The organism is Pseudomonas sp. BGI-2 (assembly GCF_004310295.1).
Taxonomy (GTDB): Bacteria; Pseudomonadota; Gammaproteobacteria; order Pseudomonadales; family Pseudomonadaceae; genus Aquipseudomonas.
The window spans coordinates 62,311-87,766 of sequence record NZ_SISB01000021.1 but is presented as its reverse complement, the minus strand read 5'-3'; the positions used below and the strand labels follow the sequence as shown (position 1 = coordinate 87,766).

29 protein-coding genes are annotated in these 25,456 nt (G+C 59.5%); 16 read left to right on the top strand and 13 right to left on the bottom strand.

Annotation, left to right across the window (positions count from 1 at the left end; genetic code table 11):
- Positions 1–17: 17 nt before the first annotated feature.
- From EYC95_RS15895 to EYC95_RS15885, 3 genes are read left to right on the top strand one after another with little or no spacing between them, the layout of a single operon-like run.
- The gene (locus EYC95_RS15895) at positions 18–446 is read left to right on the top strand and encodes a hypothetical protein (protein ID WP_131061215.1); all 429 of its coding nucleotides are present in this window, start codon (positions 18–20) and stop codon (positions 444–446) included.
- 1 nt (position 447) lies between these two features.
- Positions 448–1,059 (top strand): superoxide dismutase, encoded by a 612-nt coding sequence (locus tag EYC95_RS15890; RefSeq protein WP_131061214.1) that lies wholly within the window; start codon positions 448–450, stop codon positions 1,057–1,059.
- 30 nt (positions 1,060–1,089) lie between these two features.
- Positions 1,090–1,983, top strand: a complete 894-nt coding sequence (locus EYC95_RS15885) for a ZIP family metal transporter (RefSeq protein ID WP_131061213.1) — start codon at positions 1,090–1,092, stop codon at positions 1,981–1,983.
- Between the two features lie 8 nt (positions 1,984–1,991).
- Here EYC95_RS15885 and EYC95_RS15880 read toward each other — a convergent pair whose 3' ends face one another.
- From EYC95_RS15880 to EYC95_RS15835, 10 genes are all read right to left on the bottom strand, one after another.
- Positions 1,992–2,267 carry an HPr family phosphocarrier protein gene (locus EYC95_RS15880; RefSeq protein WP_131061212.1) on the bottom strand — a complete coding sequence of 92 codons (276 nt, stop codon included), beginning with the start codon at positions 2,265–2,267 and terminating at the stop codon, positions 1,992–1,994.
- Positions 2,268–2,282: 15 nt separating this feature from the next.
- Positions 2,283–3,140: an RNase adapter RapZ gene (gene rapZ, locus EYC95_RS15875; RefSeq protein ID WP_131061211.1), complete on the bottom strand. Its 858-nt coding sequence runs from the start codon at positions 3,138–3,140 to the stop codon at positions 2,283–2,285.
- 2 nt (positions 3,141–3,142) lie between these two features.
- Entirely contained in the window at positions 3,143–3,607 is a 465-nt protein-coding gene (gene ptsN, locus EYC95_RS15870; protein WP_131061210.1) for a PTS IIA-like nitrogen regulatory protein PtsN, read from the bottom strand.
- Positions 3,608–3,619: 12 nt separating this feature from the next.
- Positions 3,620–3,928, bottom strand: a complete 309-nt coding sequence (gene hpf, locus EYC95_RS15865; protein WP_131061209.1) for a ribosome hibernation-promoting factor, HPF/YfiA family — start codon at positions 3,926–3,928, stop codon at positions 3,620–3,622.
- 74 nt (positions 3,929–4,002) lie between these two features.
- Entirely contained in the window at positions 4,003–5,496 is a 1,494-nt protein-coding gene (locus EYC95_RS15860; protein WP_131061208.1) for an RNA polymerase factor sigma-54, read from the bottom strand.
- Positions 5,497–5,680: 184 nt separating this feature from the next.
- A complete protein-coding gene (lptB, locus tag EYC95_RS15855) occupies positions 5,681–6,406 on the bottom strand; it encodes an LPS export ABC transporter ATP-binding protein (RefSeq protein ID WP_109627985.1) in 726 nt (241 codons plus the stop codon).
- The gene (lptA, locus tag EYC95_RS15850) at positions 6,406–6,954 is read right to left on the bottom strand and encodes a lipopolysaccharide transport periplasmic protein LptA (RefSeq protein WP_131061207.1); all 549 of its coding nucleotides are present in this window, start codon (positions 6,952–6,954) and stop codon (positions 6,406–6,408) included. The genes lptB and lptA overlap by 1 nt, the downstream gene beginning before the upstream one ends.
- A complete protein-coding gene (gene lptC / locus EYC95_RS15845) occupies positions 6,941–7,513 on the bottom strand; it encodes an LPS export ABC transporter periplasmic protein LptC (RefSeq protein WP_131061206.1) in 573 nt (190 codons plus the stop codon). The genes lptA and lptC overlap by 14 nt, the downstream gene beginning before the upstream one ends.
- 7 nt (positions 7,514–7,520) lie before the next feature.
- Positions 7,521–8,045, bottom strand: a complete 525-nt coding sequence (locus EYC95_RS15840) for an HAD family hydrolase (protein ID WP_131061205.1) — start codon at positions 8,043–8,045, stop codon at positions 7,521–7,523.
- Positions 8,045–9,019, bottom strand: coding sequence for a KpsF/GutQ family sugar-phosphate isomerase (locus EYC95_RS15835; protein ID WP_131061204.1), 975 nt, complete (start codon positions 9,017–9,019; stop codon positions 8,045–8,047). The genes EYC95_RS15840 and EYC95_RS15835 overlap by 1 nt, the downstream gene beginning before the upstream one ends.
- 277 nt (positions 9,020–9,296) lie before the next feature.
- Between EYC95_RS15835 and EYC95_RS15830 the strand changes: the two genes are divergently transcribed.
- The 10 genes from EYC95_RS15830 (at position 9,297) to hisC (ending at position 17,275) form a co-directional block, all read left to right on the top strand.
- Positions 9,297–10,106: an ATP-binding cassette domain-containing protein gene (locus EYC95_RS15830; RefSeq protein ID WP_131061203.1), complete on the top strand. Its 810-nt coding sequence runs from the start codon at positions 9,297–9,299 to the stop codon at positions 10,104–10,106.
- Positions 10,106–10,903 carry a lipid asymmetry maintenance ABC transporter permease subunit MlaE gene (gene mlaE / locus EYC95_RS15825; protein WP_131061202.1) on the top strand — a complete coding sequence of 266 codons (798 nt, stop codon included), beginning with the start codon at positions 10,106–10,108 and terminating at the stop codon, positions 10,901–10,903. The genes EYC95_RS15830 and mlaE overlap by 1 nt, the downstream gene beginning before the upstream one ends.
- Positions 10,903–11,370, top strand: a complete 468-nt coding sequence (gene mlaD, locus EYC95_RS15820; protein WP_131061201.1) for an outer membrane lipid asymmetry maintenance protein MlaD — start codon at positions 10,903–10,905, stop codon at positions 11,368–11,370. Before mlaE ends, mlaD begins: the two co-directional genes overlap by 1 nt.
- A gap of 11 nt (positions 11,371–11,381) precedes the next feature.
- Complete coding sequence (locus EYC95_RS15815) at positions 11,382–12,035, top strand: phospholipid-binding protein MlaC (protein ID WP_131061200.1); 654 nt, start codon at positions 11,382–11,384, stop codon at positions 12,033–12,035.
- The gene (locus EYC95_RS15810; RefSeq protein WP_131061199.1) at positions 12,032–12,337 is read left to right on the top strand and encodes a lipid asymmetry maintenance protein MlaB; all 306 of its coding nucleotides are present in this window, start codon (positions 12,032–12,034) and stop codon (positions 12,335–12,337) included. The genes EYC95_RS15815 and EYC95_RS15810 overlap by 4 nt, the downstream gene beginning before the upstream one ends.
- Positions 12,338–12,450: 113 nt before the next feature.
- Entirely contained in the window at positions 12,451–12,690 is a 240-nt protein-coding gene (locus tag EYC95_RS15805; protein ID WP_131061198.1) for a BolA family protein, read from the top strand.
- A 22-nt stretch (positions 12,691–12,712) separates the two neighbouring features.
- Positions 12,713–13,978: a UDP-N-acetylglucosamine 1-carboxyvinyltransferase gene (gene murA / locus EYC95_RS15800; protein ID WP_131061197.1), complete on the top strand. Its 1,266-nt coding sequence runs from the start codon at positions 12,713–12,715 to the stop codon at positions 13,976–13,978.
- A gap of 143 nt (positions 13,979–14,121) precedes the next feature.
- Complete coding sequence (hisG, locus tag EYC95_RS15795) at positions 14,122–14,757, top strand: ATP phosphoribosyltransferase (protein WP_007901570.1); 636 nt, start codon at positions 14,122–14,124, stop codon at positions 14,755–14,757.
- 126 nt (positions 14,758–14,883) lie between these two features.
- The gene (gene hisD / locus EYC95_RS15790; protein ID WP_131061196.1) at positions 14,884–16,221 is read left to right on the top strand and encodes a histidinol dehydrogenase; all 1,338 of its coding nucleotides are present in this window, start codon (positions 14,884–14,886) and stop codon (positions 16,219–16,221) included.
- 1 nt (position 16,222) lies between these two features.
- The gene (gene hisC / locus EYC95_RS15785) at positions 16,223–17,275 is read left to right on the top strand and encodes a histidinol-phosphate transaminase (RefSeq protein ID WP_131061195.1); all 1,053 of its coding nucleotides are present in this window, start codon (positions 16,223–16,225) and stop codon (positions 17,273–17,275) included.
- 133 nt (positions 17,276–17,408) lie between these two features.
- On the opposite strand, the gene EYC95_RS15780 is transcribed toward hisC, so the two are convergent.
- The 3 genes from EYC95_RS15780 to algW all read right to left on the bottom strand — a co-directional run bounded on the left by EYC95_RS15780 (position 17,409) and on the right by algW (position 21,494).
- Entirely contained in the window at positions 17,409–18,128 is a 720-nt protein-coding gene (locus EYC95_RS15780) for a DUF4198 domain-containing protein (RefSeq protein ID WP_131061194.1), read from the bottom strand.
- A 13-nt stretch (positions 18,129–18,141) separates the two neighbouring features.
- On the bottom strand, positions 18,142–20,247 hold the full coding sequence (locus EYC95_RS15775) for a TonB-dependent siderophore receptor (RefSeq protein ID WP_131061193.1): 2,106 nt from the start codon (positions 20,245–20,247) through the stop codon (positions 18,142–18,144).
- An 86-nt stretch (positions 20,248–20,333) separates the two neighbouring features.
- A complete protein-coding gene (gene algW, locus EYC95_RS15770; protein WP_131061192.1) occupies positions 20,334–21,494 on the bottom strand; it encodes a Do family serine endopeptidase AlgW in 1,161 nt (386 codons plus the stop codon).
- A 102-nt stretch (positions 21,495–21,596) separates the two neighbouring features.
- Here algW and EYC95_RS15765 point away from each other — a divergent pair, with 102 nt between their 5' ends.
- The 3 genes from EYC95_RS15765 to cysN all read left to right on the top strand — a co-directional run bounded on the left by EYC95_RS15765 (position 21,597) and on the right by cysN (position 25,444).
- The gene (locus EYC95_RS15765; protein ID WP_131061191.1) at positions 21,597–22,355 is read left to right on the top strand and encodes a Nif3-like dinuclear metal center hexameric protein; all 759 of its coding nucleotides are present in this window, start codon (positions 21,597–21,599) and stop codon (positions 22,353–22,355) included.
- A 263-nt stretch (positions 22,356–22,618) separates the two neighbouring features.
- Positions 22,619–23,536 carry a sulfate adenylyltransferase subunit CysD gene (gene cysD / locus EYC95_RS15755; RefSeq protein ID WP_131061189.1) on the top strand — a complete coding sequence of 306 codons (918 nt, stop codon included), beginning with the start codon at positions 22,619–22,621 and terminating at the stop codon, positions 23,534–23,536.
- Positions 23,537–23,545: 9 nt separating this feature from the next.
- Positions 23,546–25,444, top strand: coding sequence for a sulfate adenylyltransferase subunit CysN (cysN, locus tag EYC95_RS15750; RefSeq protein ID WP_131061188.1), 1,899 nt, complete (start codon positions 23,546–23,548; stop codon positions 25,442–25,444).
- Positions 25,445–25,456: the final 12 nt, after the last annotated feature.

Here is a 25,456-nt window from a genome sequence, read left to right as displayed (position 1 = left end):
CGCTTTGGAGGCTCACCATGGAGCACTGGAAACGCACGATCGAAAGGGCTAATCGCCATTTCATGCTGGGCGAACTCGTCGATGCCCGCGAGGCTTACTTGCAGGCCCTGGCGTTGGCCCAGGTGTTGTTCGAGCGCTGGGCGGATGCCGACGAAGCGGTGGCGGCCTGCGTGATTTCCCACCACAACCTGGCAGACCTGCATTTGCGTCTTAACCAGCCGGAGGAGAGCGCCGAGTATTTGTGCGCGATCCATCAGCGGTTATTGCAGACCATGCAGGACCCGCGCCTGGCCCCGGCCCTGCGCGAAGCCGCGTTGCGTCAAAGCAGCAAAACCTATGTCGAGCTGCTGAATTTCATCAGCGAGCATGGCGAATACCCGCGCACACACCGTTTGCTGCACACCGATACCGCATCGCCTGCGCCTCTACATCATGGAGTCCATTGAAATGGCTTTTACCTTGCCCGCCTTGCCTTACGCTTACGATGCCCTGGAACCGCACATCGATGCGCAGACCATGGAGATCCACTACACCAAGCACCACCAGACCTACATCAATAATCTCAACGCCGCGGTCGAAGGCACCGAGTTTGCCGAGTGGTCGGTGGAAAAACTGGTCGCCAGCGTCCAGCAACTGCCGGAAAAACTCCGCGCGGCGGTGATCAATCAGGGCGGCGGCCATGCCAACCATTCGTTGTTCTGGGAAGTGATGGCGCCGCACGGCGGTGGCAAACCGGAAGGTGCGCTGGCCACGGCGATTGATGAGCAACTGGGTGGTCTGGACAGTTTCAAGGAAGCCTTCACCAAAGCCGCGCTGACCCGCTTCGGCAGTGGCTGGGCCTGGTTGAGTGTCACGCCGAAAAAGACCCTGATCGTGGAAAGTAGCGGTAACCAGGACAGCCCGTTGATGAATGGCAATACGCCAATTCTCGGCCTGGATGTCTGGGAGCACGCCTACTACCTGCAATACCAGAACCGCCGTCCGGAATACATCAACGCGTTCTACAACGTCATCAATTGGCCCGAAGTCGCTGCGCGTTATCAGGCTGCGCTGGTTTAAGTCCTCTATAAAAACAATCCAAGGCTGACTATGGGCACTGAAACACTGGCGAGCGGAAGCGGACGAATGTTTCGTTACGCGTTGGGATCGCTGTTGCTGCTGGCGGGCATGACGCTGTTGGTCGCCCATGGGCTGGCGTGGCTCGATCTCGAACCAAAACTGCTGCGCGCGCTGCAGGGCGGGGCGATTTGTGCCTTGGGTACTGCGTTGGGCGCGGTGCCGGTGCTGGTGATTCGGCGGATGCCGCAGGCGGTCAGCGATACGCTGCTCGGTTTCGGTGCCGGGGTCATGCTGGCGGCGACGGCATTTTCGCTGATCGTTCCGGGTATTTCCGCCGCTGAAAGCCTGGGGCTGACGCCTTGGGCGGCCAGCGGCCTGATCAGCTTTGGCATCATGCTCGGCGCGTTCGGGTTGTTTCTGGTGGACCGAAAGGTGTCTGGCGCTTCGCCTGAAATGCTCGTCGGAACGCTGGAGCGGCCGGTCATCCCGCCACGGATCTGGTTGTTTGTGTTTGCCATCATTGCCCACAACATTCCTGAAGGCATGGCCGTCGGCGTCTCGGCCGGTGGTGGAATGCCGGATGCTGACAGCCTGGCCATGGGCATTGCGTTGCAAGATGTACCGGAAGGTCTGGTGATCGCGCTGGTACTGGCAGGGGCGGGTATGTCGCGGGTGAAGGCGTTCCTGATCGGTGCCGCATCAGGTCTGGTCGAGCCGGTCTTCGCCCTGTTGTGCGCCTGGCTGGTAAGCCTGGCCGAATTGCTGTTGCCGTTGGGGTTGGCACTGGCGGCGGGAGCGATGCTGCTGGTGGTTACCCATGAAATCATCCCGGAGTCGCGGCGCAATGGTCACGACAAGCTGGCGAGCCTTGGGTTGCTGATCGGGTTTTGTTTGATGATGGTGATGGATACGGCGTTGGCCTAGGCGAGTGTTTAACCACCTTCGCCGAAGTAGTCATTGATCAAGTCGACCAAAGCCTGCAAGGCCTCGTCAGCCTGCTCACCTTCGGTGCTTAGGTGAATTATCGTTCCCTTGCCGGCGGCGAGCATCATCATGGCCATGATGCTTTTACCGTCTACCATGGCCTCGGGAGTACGTCCGACCCGGATCGTGCAGTCCTTGAACTCACCGGCAACGCCAACGAATTTTGCCGAAGCACGGGCATGCAGGCCCAGCTTGTTGATGATTTCGATTTCCAGAGCAGGCATCGCGATGTGAATCCTTTAGCTGAGGTCGCGGTGGCGAACCTGGACGTTCTTCAGGGATTGTTGCAGGACCTGGCCCAGACGTTCGGTCAGGTAGACGGAGCGGTGATGCCCGCCGGTGCAGCCAATGGCAATGGTGACATAAGCGCGGTTGCTGGCGGCAAAGCGCGGCAACCACTTGAGCAGGTACGTGGAAATATCCTGGAACATCTCTTCGACGTCCGGTTGTGCCGCCAGATACTCGGCCACCGGTTGATCAAGCCCGGACTGATCGCGCAGTTCCGGCTTCCAGTAAGGGTTGGGCAGGCAGCGCACATCGAACACCAGGTCCGCGTCCACCGGCATGCCACGCTTGAACCCGAATGACTCCACCAGGAATGCAGTGCCGGCTTCCGGCTGGTTCAGCAGACGCAGCTTGATGGTATCGCGCAGCTGATACAGGTTCAGGTTGGTGGTGTTGACCTTGAGGTCGGCCAGGTCGGCGATGGGGCCCAGCAACTGGGTCTCGTCCTGAATCGCCTCGGCCAGTGAGCGATTGGCGTTGCTCAGAGGGTGGCGACGACGGGTTTCCGAGAAGCGTTTGAGCAATGTTTCTTCATCGGCGTCCAGATACAGCACATCACATTTGATGTGCCGGCTGCGGACTTCTTCCAGCAGCTCCGGAAACCGCGATAGATGACTCGGCAGGTTGCGCGCATCGATGGATACAGCAACCAGCGGTTGCGCCAGCTCGGTATGAATCAGTGCGCGCTCGGCCAGTTCCGGCAGCAATCCGGCAGGCAGGTTGTCGATGCAGTAGTAGCCGTTGTCCTCGAGAACATCGAGTGCGGTACTTTTACCTGAGCCGGAACGGCCACTGACAATGATCAAGCGCATGATTACTGACCGTTTTGCTCGTCCAGGACAACCTGATACAAGGCTTCATTGCTCGGGGCGCTGCGCAGTTTTTCGCGCACTTCCTTGCGATCGAGCATGCTGGCGATCTGGCGCAGTAGCTCCAGGTGCGCATCGGTGGCGGCTTGCGGGACCAGCAGAACGAACAGCAGGTCAACCGGGGCGCCGTCGATGGCGTCGAAATCGATGGGGGCGTCCAGGTGCATCAAGGCACTGATGGGCGAGTTACAACCCTTGAGACGACAGTGGGGGATGGCGATGCCGTTTCCAAAACCGGTCGAGCCAAGTTTTTCACGGGCGATCAGAGCCTCGAAGACATCTTGCATCTCCAGATCCGGTACTTCTTTATGGATAAGGTTGGCAATTTGCTCGAGGGCTTTCTTTTTACTGCCGCCCGGCACGTTCACAAGAGAACGGCCGGGGGTCAGGATACTTTCAAGTCGGATCATGGGTGGGGAGTGTTAACGACCGGTTGCGCCCTGAAGGACACGCTGGGTCTTTTCCTTATGCTTTTTGAGTTGGCGATCCAGCTTGTCGGTCAACAGATCGATAGCCGCATACATGTCTGAGTGTTCGGCATTGGCGACCGCTTCTCCGCCGGGGAAATGCAACGTGGCTTCGATTTTCTGCAGCAGCTTTTCGACGGTCATCGTGACTTGCACGTTGGTGATCTTGTCGAAGTGCCTCTCTAATCGGTCGAGTTTTTCGCCGATGTAGGCGCGCAGGGGTTCGGTCACTTCCAGTTGGTGTCCACTGATGTTGACTTGCATACAGCTTCTCCTTCGTTGCCAGTGCATAAAGCGGCAGGCAGAAATGCCTGCCACTGGAACGCTGTGGCGTGGCTCTACATCAACCGCTTGCGTTCGCTCGAAGGCGCGATCCCGAGGGATTCGCGGTACTTGGCGACGGTGCGGCGAGCCACCTGAATGCCTTGTGCCTCCAGTAAACCAGCGATCTTGCTGTCACTCAACGGCTTTTTCTGATTTTCCGCGGCAACCAGTTTTTTGATGATCGCGCGGATCGCTGTGGACGAGCATTCACCGCCTTCGGAAGTGCTGACGTGGCTGGAGAAAAAGTATTTCAGTTCATATATGCCCCGAGGGGTATGCATGAATTTCTGCGTGGTCACCCGCGAAATCGTCGACTCATGCATCCCCACCGCTTCGGCGATGTCATGCAGCACCAGCGGTTTCATCGCTTCGTCGCCGTACTCCAGGAAGCCGCGCTGGTGCTCGACAATCTGGGTGGCCACTTTCATCAGTGTTTCGTTGCGGCTTTGCAGGCTCTTGATAAACCAGCGAGCCTCTTGCAACTGATTGCGCATGAAGGTGTTGTCGGCGCTGGTGTCGGCGCGGCGTACAAAACCGGCGTACTGGGCGTTGACCCGCAGCCGTGGCACCGATTCCTGGTTCAGTTCGACCAGCCAGCGCTCGTTATCCTTGCGCACGATCACGTCAGGGACAACGTACTCGGCTTCGCTGGACTCGATCTGCGAGCCCGGACGAGGGTTGAGGCTCTGCACCAGCTCGATCACCTGGCGCAGTTCATCTTCCTTGAGCTTCATGCGGCGCATCAGCTGGCTGTAGTCGCGGCTGCCGAGCAGGTCGATGTAGTCGGTGACCAGACGTTTGGCTTCGGCCAGCCAAGGTGTCTTGGCAGGCAGTTGGCGCAGTTGCAGCAGCAGGCATTCGCCCAGGTTGCGGGCGCCTATGCCGGCCGGTTCGAATTGCTGGATGCGGTGCAGGACGGCTTCGATTTCGTCCAGTTCGATGTCCAGTTCCGGATCGAAGGCCTCGAGAATTTCCTCGAGGGTTTCGTCCAGGTAGCCCTGATTGTTGATGCAGTCGATCAGGGTCACGGCGATCAGGCGATCGGTGTCGGACATCGGTGCCAGGTTCAGTTGCCATAGCAAATGACTTTGCAGGCTTTCGCCGGCCGATGTGCGGGTGGTGAAGTCCCACTCGTCGTCATCGTTGCTCGGCAGGCTGCTGGCACTGGTCTGGTAGACGTCTTCCCACGCGGTATCGACGGGCAGTTCGTTGGGAATGCGCTCGTTCCAGTCACCTTCCTCGAGGTTATCCACCGTCGGGGCGGTTTCCTGGTAGGAGGGTTCCGAAACATCGGCGTTGGGTAGTTGTTCGGCTTTGTCGGCCAAGGGGTCGGCGTTATCGAAGTCGTCGCCTTCTTCCTGGCGTTCGAGCATCGGATTGGACTCCAGGGCCTCCTGGATTTCCTGTTGCAGGTCCAGGGTCGACAATTGGAGCAGGCGGATGGCCTGTTGCAGCTGCGGTGTCATCGTCAGCTGCTGGCCCATTCTCAAGACTAGCGATGGTTTCATGGCAGGGGCTTAACACCTTATTCGCCGGCGCACATGCGCCATCCACTACAGGGCGCCGGAGCGCCAAACATAAGCAAATTATATGCCCGAAACTGCAGCGTTTGCCTAGAGCGCTGTAACAATAAAAAAGTATTGATTTTTTATCGAGACGAGCGCCCGGACAATCAGCCAGACACCTCAGTGCTTAAAGGCGGAACTCATGGCCCAGGTACACTTCCTTGACCAGTTCGTTGGCCAAGATGGTGGCGGAGTCACCTTCGGCGATCAGCTGGCCATCGTTGACGATGTAGGCGGTTTCGCAGATGTCCAGGGTTTCACGGACGTTGTGGTCGGTGATCAGCACGCCAATGCCTTTGGCCTTGAGGTGGTAGATGATCTGTTTGATGTCGCCCACCGAAATCGGGTCCACGCCGGCGAAAGGTTCGTCGAGCAGGATGAATTTCGGGTTGGTGGCCAATGCCCGTGCAATTTCCACGCGGCGGCGTTCACCACCGGACAGGCTCATGCCGAGGTTGTCGCGGATGTGGCTGATGTGGAATTCCTGCAGCAGGCTTTCCAGCTCCTTGCGACGATCGGCCTTGTCGAGTTCCTTGCGAGTCTCGAGGATGGCCATGATGTTGTCGGCCACCGACAGTTTGCGGAAGATCGACGCTTCCTGCGGAAGATAGCCGATGCCGGCCTTTGCTCGACCGTGCATCGGCTGGTGGCTGACGTCCAGGTCGTCGATCAATACGCGACCCTGATCGGCCTGCACCAGGCCGACGATCATGTAGAAACAGGTGGTCTTGCCGGCGCCGTTAGGGCCCAGCAGGCCGACGATCTGACCGCTGTCGATGGACAGGCTGACGTCACGCACGACCTGGCGGCTCTTGTAGCTCTTGGCCAGATGCTGAGCTTTCAGAGTTGCCATTACGGGGCCTTTTTCTCGTCGGTTTTCGGCTTGGGCTGGATCACCATGTCGATGCGCGGACGCGACTCAGTGACCTTGCTGCCCGTAGCACGCCCGGCGCTCGCAAGCTTTTTCTCGGTGTCGTAGACGATTTTCTCGCCTTGGGTGGTGTTGTTGTCCTTATCGATGACTTTCGCCTTGTCGATCAGCACAACGCGATTCTGCGAGGCGTGGTACTGGATAGTCACCCCCCAACCCTGGACAGGCTTGGTGTCACCGGCAGTTTGCAGTTGCTCGAAGTAGGCGAGGTTGCCCACCGAAGTCACCACGTCGATGTCGCCAGCCGCGGTGCGGGTGATGGTCACGGTGTTGCCGGTGACCTTCATCGAGCCCTGAGTAATGATCACGTCACCCTTATAGGTGGCAACGCCATTCTTGTCGTCCAGTTGGGCGTCGTCGGCCTGAATGCGGATAGGCTGCTCTTGATCGTTCGGCAGAGCCCAGGCGCTCACGCTTCCCAGTGCTGCGCCCAGACTGAGCAAAATAGGGAGAGTTTTAACGAGCCTCATACTGTCCTCTTACGTTCGATAGCAGGTGTATCCTGCTTTCTTTCAAATACGCTTTCATTCCGTTGCCTGTCGATACACCGCCAGCGCCGTCGATTCTAACGGGTTGATCGGTCTGCGCATATTGTTGCTGCGGGAACACTGTCATTCGGGTGGTGGTAATCAGGGTTTTGCGGTTTTTCTCGTCGAAACGCGTGATGCGTACCGAGTCGATCAGCTCGACCTGAGTGCCGTCCGGGTTGACTTCGCCGTGCTCGCTCTGGACGTGCCAGGGAAACTCGGTGCCACGAAACATGTTCAGGTCGGGATTGGTCAGCAACGTCACCTCGCTCACTTTCAGGTGTTCGACCTTGTCGGACGTCATTTCGTACTGCAATTTGCCGTCCGGCAGGTACTGCACGCTGTGGGCGTTGAGGGCGTAATAGTCGATCGCGCTTTCATCGACCTTGACCACCGGTTTGTCGAGGAAGCGTTCCGGGCTTATGTTCCAGTAGCCGACCGCGGCAAACAGCGCCGCGATGCAGCCGAACACCAGGATGTTACGAATCTTTTTGCTCAGCATAATGGGCTCACAGGTACGCGGCGTTGGCCGCATCGAGGCGGCCCTGGGCGCGCAGGATCAATTCACAGAATTCGCGAGCGGCACCCTCGCCACCACGGGCGTGGGTGATGCCATGGGCGTGTTCACGCACGAAGCTGGCGGCGTTTGCTACGGCCATGCCCAGGCCAACACGCCGAATCACCGGCAGGTCCGGCAAGTCGTCGCCCAGATAGGCGACCTGCTCATAGCTTAGGTTGAGCTGAGCCAGAAGTTCGTCGAGCACCACCAGTTTGTCTTCGCGCCCCTGGTAAAGATGAGGAATGCCGAGATTCTTCGCTCGACGTTCGACCACCGGGGTCTTGCGGCCGCTGATGATAGCTGTCTGCACGCCGGCTGCCATCAACATCTTGATGCCTTGGCCGTCGAGGGTGCTGAACGTCTTGAATTCGCTGCCGTCTTCGAGGAAGTACAGGCGCCCGTCGGTCAGCACGCCATCGACGTCGAACACCGCGAGTTTGATCTGTTTGCCGCGTTGCAGCAGGTCCGTGCTCATTACATTACTCCCGCACGCAGCAAGTCGTGCATGTTCAAGGCGCCGACCGGGCGGTCTTCGCTGTCGACCACGACCAGTGCGTTGATCTTGTGGTCTTCCATGATTTTCAGGGCTTCGGCGGCGAGCATCTCGGCGCGAGCGGTTTTGCCGTGCGCGGTCATGACCTGATCGATGGTGGCGCTGTGGATATCGATGCTGCGGTCCAGTGTGCGGCGCAAATCACCGTCGGTGAAGATTCCGGCCAGTTTGCCGTCGGCTTCCAGGATCACGGTCATGCCCAGGCCCTTGCGGGTCATTTCCATCAGCGCGTCCTTGAGCAGCGTGCCGCGCTGAACCTGCGGCAGCTCTTGACCAGCGTGCATGACGTTTTCGACTTTCAGCAGCAGGCGTCGGCCCAGCGCTCCGCCTGGATGGGAAAAGGCGAAATCTTCAGCGGTAAAGCCGCGGGCTTCCAGCAGTGCAACGGCCAGGGCATCGCCCATGACCAGCGCGGCGGTGGTCGACGAGGTCGGTGCCAGGTTCAGCGGGCAGGCTTCGTGCTCGACGTGGACGTTGAGATTGACCTCGGCAGCCTTGGCCAGCGCCGAGTCCGGATTGCCGGTCATGCTGATCAATTTGATGCCCAGACGCTTGATCAGGGGCAGCAGGGTGACGATTTCATTGGTGGAGCCGGAGTTCGACAGGGCCAGGATGATGTCGTCGCGAGTGATCATGCCCATGTCGCCGTGACTGGCTTCGGCCGGGTGCACAAAAAACGCCGTGGTGCCGGTGCTGGCCAGGGTGGCGGCGATCTTGTTGCCGATGTGCCCCGATTTGCCCATGCCGACCACGACCACGCGGCCTTTGCTGTCCAGAATCATCTCGCAAGCGCGTACGAAATCTGCGTCGATATGGGGCAGCAAGCCTTGGACGGCTTCCAGTTCGAGGCGGATGGTGCGTTGTGCAGATTGAATCAGGTCGCTGGATTGGCTCATGTCAGAAATCGTATAGCCTGATGAAAAGGCGGCGATTATAGCGGTAATGATCAAAACCCTCACGCAAGTTCGTCACGCTTTGTCATTCCCTGTTACCTAATCCCCTCCGGACGAGGCTTTTTGCCTGTCATGTTGCTGAACATGGGCCGGCTTGGGCCTTGGGCGCTTGGCCTTTGCAGTGATATAGTTCGCCGCCAGTTCGGCCTGCCCGGGGAGGTATGTGCTTTCGTCAGGAAGCCAGGCGTCCGAGTGTGAGGCTGCATCGCAAGGAGTTTAGATGAGTGCCGATAACGCCTACGCGGTCGAGCTGAAGGGACTGTCCTTCAAGCGCGGTGCGCGCAGCATTTTCAATAACGTCGATATCCGTATCCCGCGCGGCAAGGTCACCGGCATCATGGGGCCTTCCGGGTGTGGCAAGACCACGCTGTTGCGGTTGATGGGCGCACAGTTGCGGCCCACCAAGGGCGAGGTCTGGGTCAATGGCCAGAACCTGCCGAAGCTGTCGCGCAGCGATTTGTTCGATGCGCGCAAGCACATGGGCGTGCTGTTCCAGAGCGGCGCGCTGTTTACCGACCTCGATGTGTTCGAGAACGTCGCCTTTCCGCTGCGCGTTCATACCGAGCTGCCGGAAGAAATGATCCGTGACATCGTCCTGCTCAAATTGCAGGCCGTGGGCTTGCGTGGCGCCATCGACCTGATGCCCGACGAACTGTCCGGTGGCATGAAGCGCCGTGTCGCGCTGGCGCGGGCGATTGCCCTCGATCCGCAGATCCTCATGTATGACGAACCCTTCGTCGGCCAGGACCCAATCGCCATGGGCGTGTTGGTGCGCCTGATCCGTTTGCTCAACGATGCGCTGGGCATCACCAGTATCGTGGTCTCCCATGATCTGGCCGAGACCGCCAGCATTGCCGATTACATTTATGTGGTGGGCGACGGGCAAGTGTTGGGGCAGGGCACTCCCGAGGAGCTGATGAACTCGCAGGAACCGCGTATTCGTCAATTCATGACCGGCGATCCCGACGGTCCGGTCGCATACCACTTTCCAGCGACGGATTACCGCGCAGATCTTCTGGGGAAGCGTTGATGCGCAAGATTTCACTATTGGAACGCGTGCGTCGATTCGGCCATGCCGGCATCGATGTGCTGGCGGTGTTCGGGCGTTCGGCGATTTTCCTGTTTCACGCCTTGCTCGGCCGCGGTGGTATCGGCGGCGGTTTTGGCCTGCTGATCAAGCAACTGCATTCGGTGGGCGTAATGTCCCTGGTGATCATTGTGGTCTCCGGGGTGTTCATCGGCATGGTGCTGGCGCTGCAAGGCTTCAACATTCTGTCCAGCTACGGTTCGGAGCAGGCGGTCGGGCAGATGGTTGCGCTGACGCTGTTGCGTGAACTCGGCCCCGTGGTCACGGCATTGCTGTTCGCCGGTCGCGCAGGTTCGGCGTTGACCGCCGAAATCGGCAACATGAAGTCCACCGAACAGTTGTCCAGTCTGGAAATGATTGGCGTCGACCCGCTCAAGTACATCATTGCTCCGCGCCTGTGGGCCGGCTTCATTTCGCTGCCGGTGCTGGCGATGATTTTCAGCGTGGTGGGTATCTGGGGCGGTTCGTGGGTGGCCGTCGACTGGCTGGGTGTCTATGAAGGTTCCTACTGGTCCAACATGCAGAACAGCGTGACCTTTGCTGACGATGTGCTCAACGGCATCATCAAAAGCATCGTTTTCGCCTTCGTCGTGACCTGGATCGCCGTATTCCAAGGCTATGACTGCGAGCCCACTTCCGAGGGGATCAGTCGTGCCACTACCAAGACCGTGGTGTATGCCTCTTTGGCTGTACTCGGCCTGGACTTTATTCTGACCGCCTTGATGTTTGGAGATTTCTGATGCAAAACCGCACCCTGGAAATTGGTGTCGGCCTTTTCTTGCTGGCTGGCATCCTGGCTTTGCTGTTGCTGGCGTTGCGGGTGAGTGGCCTGTCCCCGAGTGCAACCACCGATACTTATAAAACTTATGCGTATTTCGACAATATCGCTGGTTTGACTGTCAGAGCTAAAGTGACCATGGCCGGTGTGACCATCGGCAAGGTTACGGCGATCGATCTGGACCGCGACAGTTTCACCGGTCGAGTGACCATGCAGCTGGAAAAGCGCGTAGATAACCTGCCGACTGACTCCACTGCATCTATCCTGACCGCTGGCCTGTTGGGCGAGAAGTACATCGGTATCAGCGTGGGCGGGGAAGAAACCTTGCTCAAGGATGGTTCAACCATCCACGACACCCAGTCGTCGCTGGTGCTCGAGGACCTGATCGGTAAATTTCTGCTCAATACCGTTAGCAAAGACGCCAAATGAGGAGCTTTTGAATGATCTCTACCTTGCGACGTGGCCTGTTGGTATTACTCTCGGCCCTGCCGCTGATGGCTAACGCCGTGGCAGCGCCCTCAGCGCACGAAATCGTGCAGGACACCACCACTCGGTTGCTGGCCGACCTGGCGGCCAACAAAGAGAAGTACAAGCAGGACCCGCAAGACTTTTACACGGCGCTGAACACCATCGTCGGGCCGGTCGTGGATGCCGAGGGCATTTCCAAAAGCATCATGACGGTCAAGTACTCACGCAAAGCCACGCCTGCGCAGATGAAAACCTTTGAAGAAAACTTCAAAAAGGGTCTGTTCCAGTTCTATGGCAACGCCTTGCTCGAGTTCAACAACCAGGGCATCACCGTCGACCCTGCCAAGGATGAGTCGGGAGACCGTACCAGCGTTGCCATGACGGTCAAAGGCACCAACGGCTCGATCTATCCCGTGTCGTACACACTCGAGAAGATCAGTGGCGAGTGGAAACTGCGTAATGTGATCATCAACGGTATCAACATCGGCAAGCTGTTCCGCGATCAGTTCGCTGACGCGATGCAGCGCAATGGCAATGACCTGGACAAGACCATCAACGGTTGGGCCGGGGAAGTCGCCAAGGCCAAGGAAAAAACTGCAGACGCCACCGAGAAGTCGATCCAATGAGTGTGTCGGCCATTCGCATGAGCGATTCCGGCGAACTGCGGCTTAGCGGCATGCTGGATTACCGCACCGGCCCTGGTCTGCGCAAGCAGGGGCAGGCGTTGATCAAGTCCAGCCAGGCTGCCGAAGTGGTGGTCGATTGTTCGGCAGTGTTGAAGTCCAGCAGCGTGGGCTTGTCCCTGCTGCTGTGTTTCATGCGCGATGCTGAGGCGGCCGGTAAGGCGCTGACCATCCGCGGGATGCCAGAAGACATGCGCGAAATCGCTCAGGTCAGTGAATTGACCGAGCTGTTGGCGCATCCCTAACCGCATCTATAAAGAAGCCCCCCGTCAGAGTCCTGCTTCGCGGGGTTCGCAGGCGCGGGGCTTTTTTGTATGATGTCCGACCCGCGCGCACAGGGCGCCGATTGAGGTTGAGCATGCAGGCCGTAGAAGTGAAGAGCTTCCTTGAAGGAAAGCTGCCCGGAACGCACGTAGAAGTTGAGGGCGAAGGCTGCAACTTTCAGCTGAACGTGATTAGCGATGAACTGGCGGCGTTGAGCCCGGTGAAGCGTCAGCAGCAGATCTATGCCCATTTGAACCCATGGATCACCGATGGCAGCATCCATGCGGTCACTATGAAATTTTTCAGCAGCGCGGCCTGGGCCGAGCGCACCTGAGCCCAAGGGCGTCGAGATTCTTATGGATAAATTGATTATTACTGGCGGCGTTCGTCTTGATGGCGAAATCCGCATCTCCGGGGCAAAGAACTCTGCCCTGCCGATCCTGGCTGCAACCCTGCTGTGCGATGGCCCGGTAACCGTTGCCAACCTGCCGCACCTGCACGACATCACCACCATGATCGAGCTGTTCGGTCGCATGGGTATCGAGCCGGTGATCGACGAGAAGCTCAGCGTCGAAATCGACCCGCGCACCATCAAGACCCTGATCGCACCGTACGAACTGGTGAAAACCATGCGTGCGTCGATCCTGGTGCTGGGCCCGATGGTTGCCCGCTTCGGTGAAGCCGAAGTCGCACTGCCTGGCGGTTGCGCCATCGGCTCGCGTCCGGTTGACCTGCACATCCGCGGTCTCGAAGCCATGGGCGCGGTCATCGACGTCGAAGGCGGCTACATCAAGGCCAAGGCGCCAGAAGGCGGCTTGCGCGGTGCGCACTTCTTCTTCGACACCGTCAGCGTAACCGGTACCGAAAACATCATGATGGCCGCCGCTCTGGCCAAGGGCCGCAGCGTTCTGGCCAACGCCGCGCGCGAGCCTGAAGTCGTCGACCTGGCGAACTTCCTGATCGCCATGGGTGCCAAGATTACTGGCGCCGGCACCGACACCATCACCATCGATGGCGTTGAGCGTCTGCACCCGACCACTTACAAAGTGATGCCGGACCGTATCGAAACCGGAACTTACCTGGTCGCCGCTGCCGTGACCGGCGGTCGTGTGAAGGTCAAGGACACCGATCCGACGATCCTCGAAGCCGTTCTGGAAAAGCTCCGCGAGTCGGGTGCTGAAATCACCTGCGGCGAAGACTGGATCGAGCTGAACATGCACGGCAAGCGGCCAAAAGCCGTCAACGTGCGGACTGCTCCGTACCCGGCGTTCCCGACGGACATGCAAGCGCAGTTCATCTCCCTCAACGCCATTGCCGAAGGCACGGGCGCAGTGATCGAGACGATCTTCGAAAACCGCTTCATGCACGTTTACGAACTGCACCGCATGGGCGCTCACATTCAGGTCGAGGGCAACACGGCCATCGTCACCGGCATCGAGAAACTCAAGGGCGCGCCAGTCATGGCCACCGACCTGCGTGCCTCGGCCAGCCTGGTGATCTCGGCGCTGATCGCCGAAGGCGACACCCTGATCGACCGCATCTACCACATCGACCGTGGTTACGAGTGCATCGAAGAGAAACTGCAGATGCTCGGCGCCAAGATCCGCCGCGTACCGGGTTAGTTTCTGCTGTATGGGCACAGGGACGTGCCCGTTGGTTTCGTTTCAAGTCGAGGGTGTCTTTTCATTATTGAGAAAGCCCTCGAAGTGTGTCCGGCGCCGTTTGCGACCGGGCATCAGTAGCCTGATAAGGACTGACGTTTCCCATGTTGACCATCGCACTGTCCAAGGGCCGCATCCTTGACGACACCCTGCCGCTTCTGGCTGAAGCGGGCATTGTGCCGACCGAGAATCCGGACAAGAGCCGCAAGCTGATCATCCCCACGACTCAGGCCGACGTACGTCTGCTGATCGTGCGCGCCACCGATGTGCCGACCTACGTCGAGCATGGTGCCGCGGACCTGGGCGTCGCCGGTAAAGATGTGCTGATGGAATATGGTGGCCAGGGTCTGTACGAACCGCTGGACTTGCGAATTGCCCTCTGCAAGCTGATGACCGCCGGCCGTGTCGGCGACGTCGAGCCCAAGGGCCGTCTGCGCGTTGCGACCAAGTTCGTCAACGTTGCCAAGCGTTACTACGCCGAGCAGGGCCGTCAGGTCGACATTATCAAGCTTTACGGCTCGATGGAGCTGGCGCCGCTGATCGGTCTGGCGGACAAGATCATCGACGTGGTCGACACCGGTAACACCTTGCGTGCCAATGGCCTGGAACCCCAGGATTTCATTGCCGACATCAGCTCCCGGCTGATCGTCAACAAAGCTTCGATGAAAATGCAGCACGCCCGTATCCAGGCGTTGATCGACACCCTGCGCAAGGCAGTGGAGTCTCGACACCGCGGCTGATTCACCCGCGCGATGTTAAGTCGCGCCCGTCTATCCGCCTCATAGCCAGAATTCTCAGGTGCCCAAGCGGAAACGACTGCTAAGTTAGGGCGCCTGAGTTTTTGCCAATCCTATGAGGCTCTCGCTATGACTGCACCGACTGCAATTCGCCGACTCAACGCTGCTGACCCGGATTTCGCGCATCATCTGGATCATCTGCTGAGCTGGGAAAGTGTGTCTGACGACTCGGTCAATCAGCGAGTGCTGGACATCATCAAAGCCGTGCGCGAGCGTGGCGATGCGGCGCTGGTGGACTTCACCCGGCAGTTCGACGGCCTGGACGTTGCGTCCATGGCGGATCTGATCCTGCCGCGCGAACGCCTGGAACTGGCCCTGACCCGGATCACCGTGCCTCAGCGCGAAGCGCTGGAAAAAGCCGCGACCCGAGTCCGCAGCTACCACGAAAAACAGAAGCAGGATTCCTGGAGCTACACCGAAGCCGACGGCACGGTGCTGGGCCAGAAAGTCACGCCGCTGGATCGAGCCGGCCTATACGTCCCGGGCGGCAAGGCATCGTACCCATCCTCGGTGCTGATGAACGCGATTCCGGCAAAGGTCGCCGGTGTGACCGAAGTGGTCATGGTGGTGCCGACCCCGCGCGGTGAAATCAATGAACTGGTGCTGGCCGCGGCCTGCATCGCCGGTGTCGACCGCGTCTTCACCATTGGCGGCGCGCAAGCGGTTGCCGCGTTGGCTTACGGCACCGAAAGCGTGCCGAAGGTCGACAAGGTGGTCGGCCCTGGCAACATCTACGTCGCCACGGCCAAGCGCCACGTGTTCGGCCAGGTCGGCATCGACATGATCGCTGGCCCGTCGGAAATCCTCGTGGTGTGCGACGGCCATACCGATCCGGACTGGATCGCCATGGACCTGTTCTCTCAGGCCGAGCACGACGAAGACGCCCAGGCGATTCTGGTCAGCCCGGACGCCGAGTTCCTCGACAAGGTCGCCGCCAGCATCGCCAAACTGCTGCCGACCATGGAGCGTGCCGAGATCATCGAAACGTCGATCAATGGCCGTGGTGCGCTGATCAAGGTTCGTGACATGGACCAAGCCATCGAAGTGGCCAACCGCATCGCGCCGGAACACCTTGAGTTGTCCGTTGCTGATCCGCAGGCCTGGCTGCCGAAGATTCGCCACGCTGGCGCGATCTTCATGGGCCGTCACACCTCCGAAGCCTTGGGCGACTACTGCGCCGGTCCGAACCACGTGTTGCCAACTTCCGGCACCGCGCGCTTCTCCTCGCCGCTGGGCGTGTACGACTTCCAGAAACGTTCGTCGATCATCTTCTGCTCCGAGCAGGGTGCGTCGGAACTGGGTAAAACCGCTTCCGTGCTGGCCCGTGGCGAGTCGCTGACCGCGCACGCGCGCAGTGCCGAATACCGCATCGTTGACGAGCTCTTTAATGAAGGGCAGGGGAACTGAGATGAGTAAATTCTGGAGCCCGTTCGTCAAGGATCTGGTGCCTTACGTACCGGGCGAGCAGCCGAAGCTGGCGAAGCTGGTGAAGCTCAACACCAACGAAAACCCATACGGCCCATCGCCAAAAGCCTTGGCGGCGATGCAAACCGAATTGAACGACAACTTGCGTCTGTACCCGGACCCGAACAGCGACGTGCTCAAGCAAGCCGTTGCCAAGTATTACGGCGTGCAGGGCAATCAGGTGTTCCTCGGCAACGGTTCCGATGAAGTCCTGGCGCACATTTTTCATGGTTTGCTGCAACATGATCAGCCGCTGCTGTTCCCGGACATCAGCTACAGCTTCTATCCGGTCTATTGCGGGTTGTATGGCATCAAGTTCGACGCGGTGCCGCTGGACGAGCAGTTCCAGATCAACCCGGCGGACTACGCCAAGCCGAACGGCGGGATCATCTTCCCGAACCCGAACGCGCCAACCGGTTGCCTGCTGGCACTCGACGCAGTGGAGCAAATCCTCAAGGCCAGCCCGGATTCGGTGGTCGTGGTGGATGAGGCTTACATCGACTTTGGCGGCGAGACGGCGATCAGTCTCGTGGACCGTTATCCGAACCTGCTGGTGACTCAGACCTTGTCCAAGTCCCGTTCGCTGGCTGGGCTGCGAGTTGGATTGGCGGTTGGGCATCCCGACTTGATCGAGGCGCTGGAGCGGATCAAGAACAGCTTCAACTCCTATCCGCTGGATCGTCTGGCGAATGTCGGGGCTGCGGCGGCGTTCGAGGATCGCGAGTACTTCGACAAGACCTGCCGGTTGGTCATCGAGCATCGTGAGTGGGTTGTTGCGCAACTGGAAGGGAAGGGCTTTGAAGTGCTGCCTTCGGCGGCGAACTTCATTTTCGCTCGTCATCCGAAACATGACGCGGCCGGGTTGGCGGCGAAGTTGCGCGAGCAAGGTGTGATTGTTCGGCACTTCAAGCAGGAGCGGATTGCGCAGTTCTTGCGGATCTCGATTGGTACGCCTGAGCAGAATCAGGCGTTGATCGACGGTTTAGGCGACCTCTGATCCACCGTTGATCCCGTAGGAGCGAGGCTTGCCCGCGAAGAACGATGACACGGTTTACCTGTTACACCGAGTTATCGTTCTTCGCGGGCAAGTCGGATCGCCGCACCGCTCGCTCCTACAGGGGGTTGGTGGGTTACTCGTGATGCGGTTCGCCCAGGAACGTCAACGAACTGAACACCCCGCGCGTCGCCACATCCGGATTGCCCTTCAGCACAATCTCCATCTGCGCCGAAATCACATTCAACCCCTCATTACGCACCACCACCTGCGCCCGGCCTTCCTTATCCGTCTCGGTACTCAACGTATTCGGCGCGCTGCGATAGTCGCCAGTCAATTTCACCCCCGCCGCCGGTTTCCCATCCAGAAGCACCCGCACTGGCAGCAACTTGCCCGGCCCGACCGTCAGCGGATCAACCTCCGGAAGAATCAACAGTTTCATCTGATCAAGCTTCGGCAACTTCGCCCCGGGCTGATAAATCGCCAGACTGTATTTGAAGGTCTGGGTCGACTCGATGGCCCCCGGCACTTTGCTGCGTCCTTCGTTGATCCATTTTTTATCCGCCGTCTGCGACCACATGCCGTTGTCCAGCGCCACCGCCATCACGGCGGGCGGCTTCAGCGGTTGCAGACGTGCATGATCAGCCAGGCGTTGCACGGTCACCGGGATCATTTTGCCGTTGACGTCATACGCCCAGGCGCCGCTGATTTTCTGCGCCTTGAAGGCGTTGTCTTCGGCGCCGTGGCCGTAAATCACTTCGATGTTGCCGCGACGTTGTTCGGTCCAGAGGCCATGAGCCGAGACCTGGGTGGCGAATAGCAGGCCGAGCAGCGCCAGGGGTTTGAGTTGTTGCATGGGGAACTTCCTTTTATAGATTGAGTGTGAGGCTGACGGTGAAATTGCGCGGTTCGCCGGGGTTGACCCAGTAATTGCTGTACGAGCGCTCGTAGTATTTCTCGTCGAATAGGTTGTTCAGGTTCAGGCCGACAGTGACGTTTTCACTGGCCTTGTAATGCGCCAGCAAGTCGACGGTGTGGTAGGCCGGCAGCTCGAAATCGCTGCCGGATTCGCCCGAGCGATCACCGACGTAAGTGAACGCCGCGCCGACATCGGAGCCGCGCAACTGGCCATTCTGAAATTCATAAACGCCCAGCAGACTGCCGCTGCGTTTGGCGACGCCGAGGATTCGGCTACCGGTGGGGATCACCTTGTCGCCCTCGGTGACCTTCGCGTCGATGTAGGCGAAGGCACCGATTACCCGCACGGCGTCGGTCACTTGCCCGGTGACTTGCAGGTCGAAACCCTGGCTGCGGGCCTTGCCCATGGCGCGGCTGGTGTCCGTGCCCGGGTCGAGTGCGAGGACATTTTCCTTTTCGATATGAAAGGCGGCGAGGGTGGTGCTCAAGCGGTCCTCGAACAGCTCGCTCTTGATCCCGACTTCGTAACCGACGCCTTCTTCCGGGTCGAAGGATTTGCCGCCAGCGTCCAGACCGTTGTTCGGTTTGAACGAGGTGGAGGCGTTGGCGAACAGCCCGACTTCGGGTGTGAGCTGATAGAGCAGGCCGGCCCGCTGGGTCAACGCGTCGTGGCTCTGGCGGCTGGTGGCGCCGCGGCTGTGATCGTCGATGCTTTGCTCAAAGTGTTCGAAACGTGCACCGAGCATGCCGCGCAATTTTTCGGTGAAGACGATCTGATCCTGCAGGTTCAGTGCCTGGCTTTCGACGTGTTCAAAAAGGTCAGTGCCGGAACGCGCGCCGTTGGGTTTCGGCTGACCGTAGATTGGGTGATAAATGTCGATGGCGTAGGGGCCGCCGGCAATGGTCGTGACCCGTTCGTTTTTGCGGAAGTTCTCGTACTCGGTGCCAATCAGCAGTTCGTGCTGCCAGCTACCGAGGTCGAACAGACCGCGCAATTCGAGTTGGGTGATGCTGTCGTGCCAATCTGTATCGCGCTCGCGATAACGTCGATTGAGCGTGTGGCCGTCGGCGTTCAGCGGGCGATTTTCGGAGGCGTAGCCCCAGAGTTTGCCTTCCTTGTAGTGGCTGGCCAGGCGCAGTTTCCAGCTGTCGTTGAGATGGTGTTCGAGCGTGGCTTGCAGCAGGTTGTTGTGGTTATCGATGTTGCCATCGTTGGGTTCGCCTAGGAAAGTCGAGCGAGAAACGCCGCTCCATTCATTGTTAGGCGCGACGATGCCGCGATCGAACGTGGAGCTGTGACGGACGAACTCGCTTTCCACCAAGAGGCTGGTGTCCGGGTTCAGTTGCCAGCTGAAGGAGGGTGCGACGAACACTCGCTGGCTGTTCACATGATCGCGAAAGCTGTGGTTGTCTTCGACGGCCACGTTGATTCGAGACAGCACGTTGGCGTCGTCATCCAGCGGCGTGTTGACGTCCAGCGCGGTGCGATAACGGTCCCAACTGCCAGCGCTGGTCTGCAGAGTGGTGAAGGCTTCGGGTTGGGGTTTCTTGGTGACGATATTGACCGTGCCACCCGGATCGCCTCGTCCGTAGAGGCTGGCGGCGGGTCCTTTGAGCACTTCGATGCGCTCGATGTTGGCCACGTCCGGCGTACTCGGGTAACCACGGTTGGCACTGAAGCCATCCTTGTAGAACTCCGACGTAGTGAAGCCGCGCACGCTGTATTCGTAAAGTGTCAGGCCGCCGAAGTTGTTCTGCTTCGACACGCCGCCGGCAAAATCCAGGGCACGCTCGACGCTGGTGCTGCCCAGGTCGTTGAGCACGCTGACAGGAACGACGCTGATGGATTGTGGGATATCGCGAATGGCGGTGTCAGTTTTGGTTGCGCTGGAAGAACGCGTAGCGCGGTAGCCCTTGACCGGGCCGATGGGTGATTCGTAGTCGGAGGTGACGCTGATGGCGTCCAGTTCAAGGGTGCCGGACTCTTCGGCGAAGACCGGATCCCCCAGCAGGCCGAGGGCAAGACTTGCCACGAAAGCCATTGTTCGAGACGACATGTTATGTTGTTCCAATAGAGACATTGAAACAATATAACATGCCTAATGAGAATGTCTTCTATTAGCCCGAGAGCCTCGGGCTAGCGTCAGTTTTCTTCTTTCTCTTTAACCGGCGCCGGTGGCGGACGCAGGCCGATTTCAGCCGTGAGTTTCAGCTCCTTGCCGTTGCGCATCACCTGAATAGTGACCTTGTCGGTCGGTTTGATCCGCGCGACCTGGTTCATCGAACGACGACCATCGCCGGCCGGTTCGCCGTCGATGCTGAGAATAACGTCACCCAGTTGCAGGCCGGCCTTCTGCGCCGGACCGTCACGGAAAATCCCCGCGACCACAATGCCCGGGCGCCCCGACAGACCAAACGATTCCGCCAGTTCCTGGGTCAACGGCTGCACTTCAATGCCCAGCCAACCGCGAATCACCTGGCCGTGTTCGATAATAGACTTCATCACTTCCATGGCCAGTTTGACCGGGATCGCAAAACCGATGCCTTGCGAGCCGCCGGACTTGGAGAAGATCGCGGTGTTGATGCCGGTCAGGTTGCCGTTGGCATCCACCAGCGCACCGCCGGAGTTGCCGGGGTTGATTGCGGCGTCGGTCTGGATGAAGTCTTCGTAGTTGTTCAGCCCCAACTGGTTACGCCCGGTGGCGCTGATGATGCCCATGGTCACGGTCTGGCCGACGCCGAACGGGTTGCCGATGGCCAGGGCGACGTCGCCGATACGGATGTTGTCGGAGCGGCCGACGGTGATCGACGGCAGGTTTTTCAGATCGATCTTAAGGACGGCGAGGTCGGTTTCCGGGTCGCTGCCGATCACGCGGGCCAGGGTTTCGCGGCCATCCTTGAGCGCGACCACAATTTGGTCGGCGCCGCTGGTGACGTGGTTGTTGGTCAGCAAGTAGCCTTCCGGGCTCATGATCACGCCCGAACCCAGGCTCGACTCCATGCGCTTCTGCTTGGGCGAGTTGTCGCCGAAGAAGCGGCGGAACTGCGGGTCTTCGAACAATGGATGGTTTGGTTTGTTGATGACTTTGGTGGTGTACAGGTTCACCACCGACGGCGCAGCTATGGTCACTGCGTCGGCATAGGACACCGGACCCTGTTGCGCGGTGGTGCTTTGCGGCGCTTGCTGCAGGTTGACGTCGAGACTCGGCAGCCCGACCCACTCCGGAAAACGCTGGATGATCAGTAAAGCGATAAGCACGCCGGCCAACAACGGCCAGCCGGAAAAACGCAGCGCCTTGAGCATTAAGCACGTCCTGAAAGGTTGCAGGCGGTATGAGACCGCCCATAATGTCGCGCATTATACGAGGCGCAGCTCGCCTCTGAACGGGATATTTAGGAGTCTTTTATGGCCGTCGCCTTGAGTACCCTGGTCGAAGAAGCCGACCGTTACCTTAACAGTGCCAGGATTGCCGATTACTGCCCCAACGGCTTGCAGGTCGAAGGCCGGCCGCAGGTGATGCGCATCGTCAGTGGCGTCACCGCCAGCCAGGCATTGCTGGACGCCGCCGTCGAAGCCCAGGCCGATCTGGTGCTGGTGCACCACGGCTATTTCTGGAAGGGCGAGAACCCGTGCATCACCGGCATGAAGCAGCGCCGGTTGAAAACCCTGCTCAAGCACGACATCAGCCTGCTGTCCTATCACTTGCCACTGGATCTGCACCCGGACGTCGGCAACAACGTGCAGTTGGCGCGTCAGCTCGACATCACGGTCGAAGGCCCGCTGGATCCGGACAACCTCAAAGTGGTCGGCCTGGTCGGCTCGTTGAACGAACCGATGACGCCCCGTGATTTCGCCCGTCGTGTGCAGGAAGTCATGGGGCGCGAGCCCCTGCTGATTGAAGGCAGCGAGATGATTCGCCGCGTGGGCTGGTGCACCGGTGGCGGCCAGGGCTACATCGATCAGGCGGTGCTGGCCGGTGTCGATCTGTACCTCAGCGGCGAAGCGTCCGAGCAGACCTTCCACAGCGCTCGGGAAAACGACATCAGCTTCATCGCCGCCGGCCATCACGCCACCGAGCGTTACGGTGTGCAGGCATTGGGTGATTACCTGGCGCGGCGGTTTGCCGTTGAGCACATCTTCATCGATTGCCCGAATCCGATTTGATAACGGATTCGCGTGACATCCCCAATTCTGTAGGAGCGAGGCTTGCCCGCGAAGAACGATAACGCGGTGTGTCAGGTAGTCCGCGTTATCGTTCTTCGCGGGCAAGCCTCGCTCCTACAAGGTCCGTGCAACCCAAACGAGGGGGTATATTCATATACCCTTTCGATCTAGCCCGCGTCCTGATTAGAAGAGGTCGCTGTGCTAGGATTCCTCGCTCGAACACGGCCCGCTGGCCGTCCATAAGATCGTTTTCGTGAGTAGCCATGGTCGACAAACTGACGCATCTGAAACAGCTGGAGGCCGAAAGCATCCACATCATCCGCGAGGTCGCCGCCGAGTTCGATAACCCGGTGATGCTGTACTCCGTCGGTAAAGACTCCGCCGTGATGCTGCACCTTGCGCGCAAGGCATTCTTCCCCGGCAAATTGCCGTTCCCGGTGATGCACGTCGACACCCGGTGGAAGTTCAAGGAAATGTACGCGTTCCGCGACCGCATGGTCGAAGAACTCGGCCTGGACCTGATCGTGCACGTGAACCCCGATGGCGTTGCGCAGGGCATCAACCCGCTGACCCACGGCAGTGCCAAGCACACCGACATCATGAAAACCGAAGGCCTGAAACAAGCCCTCGACAAGTACGGTTTCGACGCCGCCTTCGGGGGCGCTCGCCGCGACGAAGAGAAGTCCCGCGCCAAAGAGCGCGTGTATTCCTTCCGCGACACCAAGCACCGCTGGGACCCGAAAAACCAGCGTCCCGAGTTGTGGAACGTCTACAACGGCAAGGTCAACAAGGGCGAATCGATCCGCGTATTCCCTTTGTCGAACTGGACCGAGCTGGACATCTGGCAGTACATCTACCTCGAAGGCATCCCGATCGTGCCGCTGTATTTCGCCGCCGAGCGCGACGTCATCGAGATGAATGGCACCTGGATCATGATCGACGACGAACGCCTGCTCAATCACCTGAGCGACGAAGACAAGGCGCGCATCGTCAAGAAGAAAGTCCGTTTCCGCACACTGGGTGACTACCCGCTGACCGGTGCGGTCGAATCCGAGGCCACCAGCCTGACCGACATCATTCAGGAAATGCTCCTGACGCGAACTTCCGAACGCCAGGGCCGGGTCATCGACCACGATGGCGCAGGCTCGATGGAAGAAAAGAAACGTCAGGGTTATTTCTAAGGGGTTGTCATGTCGCACGTATCTGATTTGATCAGCGAGGACATCCTCGCCTACCTGGGCCAGCACGAACGCAAGGAAATGCTGCGCTTTCTGACCTGTGGCAACGTCGACGACGGCAAGAGCACCCTGATCGGGCGCCTGCTGCACGACTCCAAAATGATCTACGAAGATCACCTGGAAGCCATTACCCGCGATTCGAAAAAAGTCGGCACCACCGGCGATGACATCGACCTGGCATTGCTGGTCGACGGCCTGCAGGCCGAGCGGGAGCAGGGCATCACCATCGATGTCGCTTACCGCTACTTTTCCACCTCCAAGCGTAAATTCATCATCGCCGACACCCCCGGCCATGAGCAGTACACCCGCAACATGGCCACCGGTGCGTCCACCTGTGACCTGGCGATCATCCTGGTCGACGCCCGTTACGGCGTGCAGACCCAGACCCGTCGCCACAGCTTCATTGCCTCGTTGCTGGGCATCAAGCACATCGTTGTCGCCATCAACAAGATGGACCTCAACGGCTTCGACGAAACAGTCTTCGAGTCGATCAAGGCCGATTACCTGAAGTTCGCCGAAGGTATCGCGTTCAAACCGACCACCATGGCCTTCGTGCCGATGTCGGCGCTGAAGGGCGACAACGTGGTGAACAAGTCCGAGCGCTCGCCGTGGTACACCGGCCAGTCGCTGATGGAAATTCTTGAAACCGTCGAAATTGCCAGCGACCGCAACTACAGCGACCTGCGTTTCCCGGTGCAGTACGTCAACCGTCCGAACCTGAACTTCCGTGGTTTCGCCGGTACCTTGGCCAGCGGCGTCGTGCACAAGGGAGATGAAGTCGTTGTGCTGCCGTCGGGCAAGAGCAGCCGGGTGAAATCCATTGTCACCTTCGAAGGTGAGCTGGAACACGCCGGTCCTGGTCAAGCGGTGACGCTGACCATGGAAGACGAGATCGACATCTCTCGCGGCGACTTGCTGGTGCACGCCGACAACCTGCCGCAAGTGACCGACGCTTTCGACGCCATGCTGGTGTGGATGGCCGAAGAACCGATGCTGCCGGGCAAGAAATACGACATCAAGCGCGCCACGAGTTACGTGCCGGGTTCGATCACCAGCATCGTCAACCGCGTTGACGTGAACACCCTGGAAGAGGGTCCTGCCAGCTCGTTGCAACTGAACGAGATCGGTCGGGTCAAGGTCAGCCTAGACGCCGCGATCGCGCTGGACGGTTACGCGAGCAACCGCACCACCGGTTCGTTCATCGTCATCGACCGTTTGACCAACGGCACCGTCGCCGCCGGCATGATCATCGCCCAGCCGTTGGCGCATGGAAGCAGCACGCACCACGGCAAACTCGCGCACGTTGCCACCGAAGAACGCGCCCAGCGTTTCGGCCAGCAGCCGGCCACCGTGTTGTTCAGCGGCTTGTCGGGCGCGGGCAAAAGCACGCTGGCCTACGCGGTTGAACGCAAGCTGTTCGACATGGGCCGTGCGGTGTTTGTACTCGATGGTCAGAACCTGCGTCACGACCTGAACAAAGGTCTGCCACAGGACCGCGCCGGGCGTACCGAGAACTGGCGCCGTGCCGCGCACGTTGCGCGTCAGTTCAACGAAGCTGGTCTGGTGACGTTGGCTGCGTTTGTTGCGCCGAGTGCTGAAGGGCGTGAGCAGGCCAAGGACTTGATCGGCAAAGAGCGTCTGCTGACGGTCTACGTCCAGGCCTCGCCGACGGTCTGTGCCGAGCGTGATCCGCAAGGTCTGTACGCGGCGGCCGGGGACAACATTCCGGGCGATTCCTTCCCGTACGACGTGCCGCTGGACGCCGACCTCGTGGTCGACACCCAGTCGCTGTCACTGGAAGAAAGCGTCAAGCAAGTGCTGGATCTGCTGCGCAAGCGTGGCGCGATCTAAGCGTTAGCCGTT

Excerpts from the sequence above, each read along its gene's own strand:
- EYC95_RS15895 (WP_131061215.1), top strand. The coding sequence starts at position 18 with ATGGAGCACTGGAAACGCACGATCGAAAGGGCTAATCGCCATTTCATG.
- EYC95_RS15890 (WP_131061214.1), top strand. The coding sequence starts at position 448 with ATGGCTTTTACCTTGCCCGCCTTGCCTTACGCTTACGATGCCCTGGAA.
- EYC95_RS15885 (WP_131061213.1), top strand. The coding sequence starts at position 1,090 with ATGGGCACTGAAACACTGGCGAGCGGAAGCGGACGAATGTTTCGTTAC.
- EYC95_RS15880 (WP_131061212.1), bottom strand. The coding sequence starts at position 2,267 with ATGCCTGCTCTGGAAATCGAAATCATCAACAAGCTGGGCCTGCATGCC.
- rapZ (WP_131061211.1), bottom strand. The coding sequence starts at position 3,140 with ATGCGCTTGATCATTGTCAGTGGCCGTTCCGGCTCAGGTAAAAGTACC.
- ptsN (WP_131061210.1), bottom strand. The coding sequence starts at position 3,607 with ATGATCCGACTTGAAAGTATCCTGACCCCCGGCCGTTCTCTTGTGAAC.
- hpf (WP_131061209.1), bottom strand. The coding sequence starts at position 3,928 with ATGCAAGTCAACATCAGTGGACACCAACTGGAAGTGACCGAACCCCTG.
- EYC95_RS15860 (WP_131061208.1), bottom strand. The coding sequence starts at position 5,496 with ATGAAACCATCGCTAGTCTTGAGAATGGGCCAGCAGCTGACGATGACA.
- lptB (WP_109627985.1), bottom strand. The coding sequence starts at position 6,406 with ATGGCAACTCTGAAAGCTCAGCATCTGGCCAAGAGCTACAAGAGCCGC.
- lptA (WP_131061207.1), bottom strand. The coding sequence starts at position 6,954 with ATGAGGCTCGTTAAAACTCTCCCTATTTTGCTCAGTCTGGGCGCAGCA.
- lptC (WP_131061206.1), bottom strand. The coding sequence starts at position 7,513 with ATGCTGAGCAAAAAGATTCGTAACATCCTGGTGTTCGGCTGCATCGCG.
- EYC95_RS15840 (WP_131061205.1), bottom strand. The coding sequence starts at position 8,045 with ATGAGCACGGACCTGCTGCAACGCGGCAAACAGATCAAACTCGCGGTG.
- EYC95_RS15835 (WP_131061204.1), bottom strand. The coding sequence starts at position 9,019 with ATGAGCCAATCCAGCGACCTGATTCAATCTGCACAACGCACCATCCGC.
- EYC95_RS15830 (WP_131061203.1), top strand. The coding sequence starts at position 9,297 with ATGAGTGCCGATAACGCCTACGCGGTCGAGCTGAAGGGACTGTCCTTC.
- mlaE (WP_131061202.1), top strand. The coding sequence starts at position 10,106 with ATGCGCAAGATTTCACTATTGGAACGCGTGCGTCGATTCGGCCATGCC.
- mlaD (WP_131061201.1), top strand. The coding sequence starts at position 10,903 with ATGCAAAACCGCACCCTGGAAATTGGTGTCGGCCTTTTCTTGCTGGCT.
- EYC95_RS15815 (WP_131061200.1), top strand. The coding sequence starts at position 11,382 with ATGATCTCTACCTTGCGACGTGGCCTGTTGGTATTACTCTCGGCCCTG.
- EYC95_RS15810 (WP_131061199.1), top strand. The coding sequence starts at position 12,032 with ATGAGTGTGTCGGCCATTCGCATGAGCGATTCCGGCGAACTGCGGCTT.
- EYC95_RS15805 (WP_131061198.1), top strand. The coding sequence starts at position 12,451 with ATGCAGGCCGTAGAAGTGAAGAGCTTCCTTGAAGGAAAGCTGCCCGGA.
- murA (WP_131061197.1), top strand. The coding sequence starts at position 12,713 with ATGGATAAATTGATTATTACTGGCGGCGTTCGTCTTGATGGCGAAATC.
- hisG (WP_007901570.1), top strand. The coding sequence starts at position 14,122 with ATGTTGACCATCGCACTGTCCAAGGGCCGCATCCTTGACGACACCCTG.
- hisD (WP_131061196.1), top strand. The coding sequence starts at position 14,884 with ATGACTGCACCGACTGCAATTCGCCGACTCAACGCTGCTGACCCGGAT.
- hisC (WP_131061195.1), top strand. The coding sequence starts at position 16,223 with ATGAGTAAATTCTGGAGCCCGTTCGTCAAGGATCTGGTGCCTTACGTA.
- EYC95_RS15780 (WP_131061194.1), bottom strand. The coding sequence starts at position 18,128 with ATGCAACAACTCAAACCCCTGGCGCTGCTCGGCCTGCTATTCGCCACC.
- EYC95_RS15775 (WP_131061193.1), bottom strand. The coding sequence starts at position 20,247 with ATGTCGTCTCGAACAATGGCTTTCGTGGCAAGTCTTGCCCTCGGCCTG.
- algW (WP_131061192.1), bottom strand. The coding sequence starts at position 21,494 with ATGCTCAAGGCGCTGCGTTTTTCCGGCTGGCCGTTGTTGGCCGGCGTG.
- EYC95_RS15765 (WP_131061191.1), top strand. The coding sequence starts at position 21,597 with ATGGCCGTCGCCTTGAGTACCCTGGTCGAAGAAGCCGACCGTTACCTT.
- cysD (WP_131061189.1), top strand. The coding sequence starts at position 22,619 with ATGGTCGACAAACTGACGCATCTGAAACAGCTGGAGGCCGAAAGCATC.
- cysN (WP_131061188.1), top strand. The coding sequence starts at position 23,546 with ATGTCGCACGTATCTGATTTGATCAGCGAGGACATCCTCGCCTACCTG.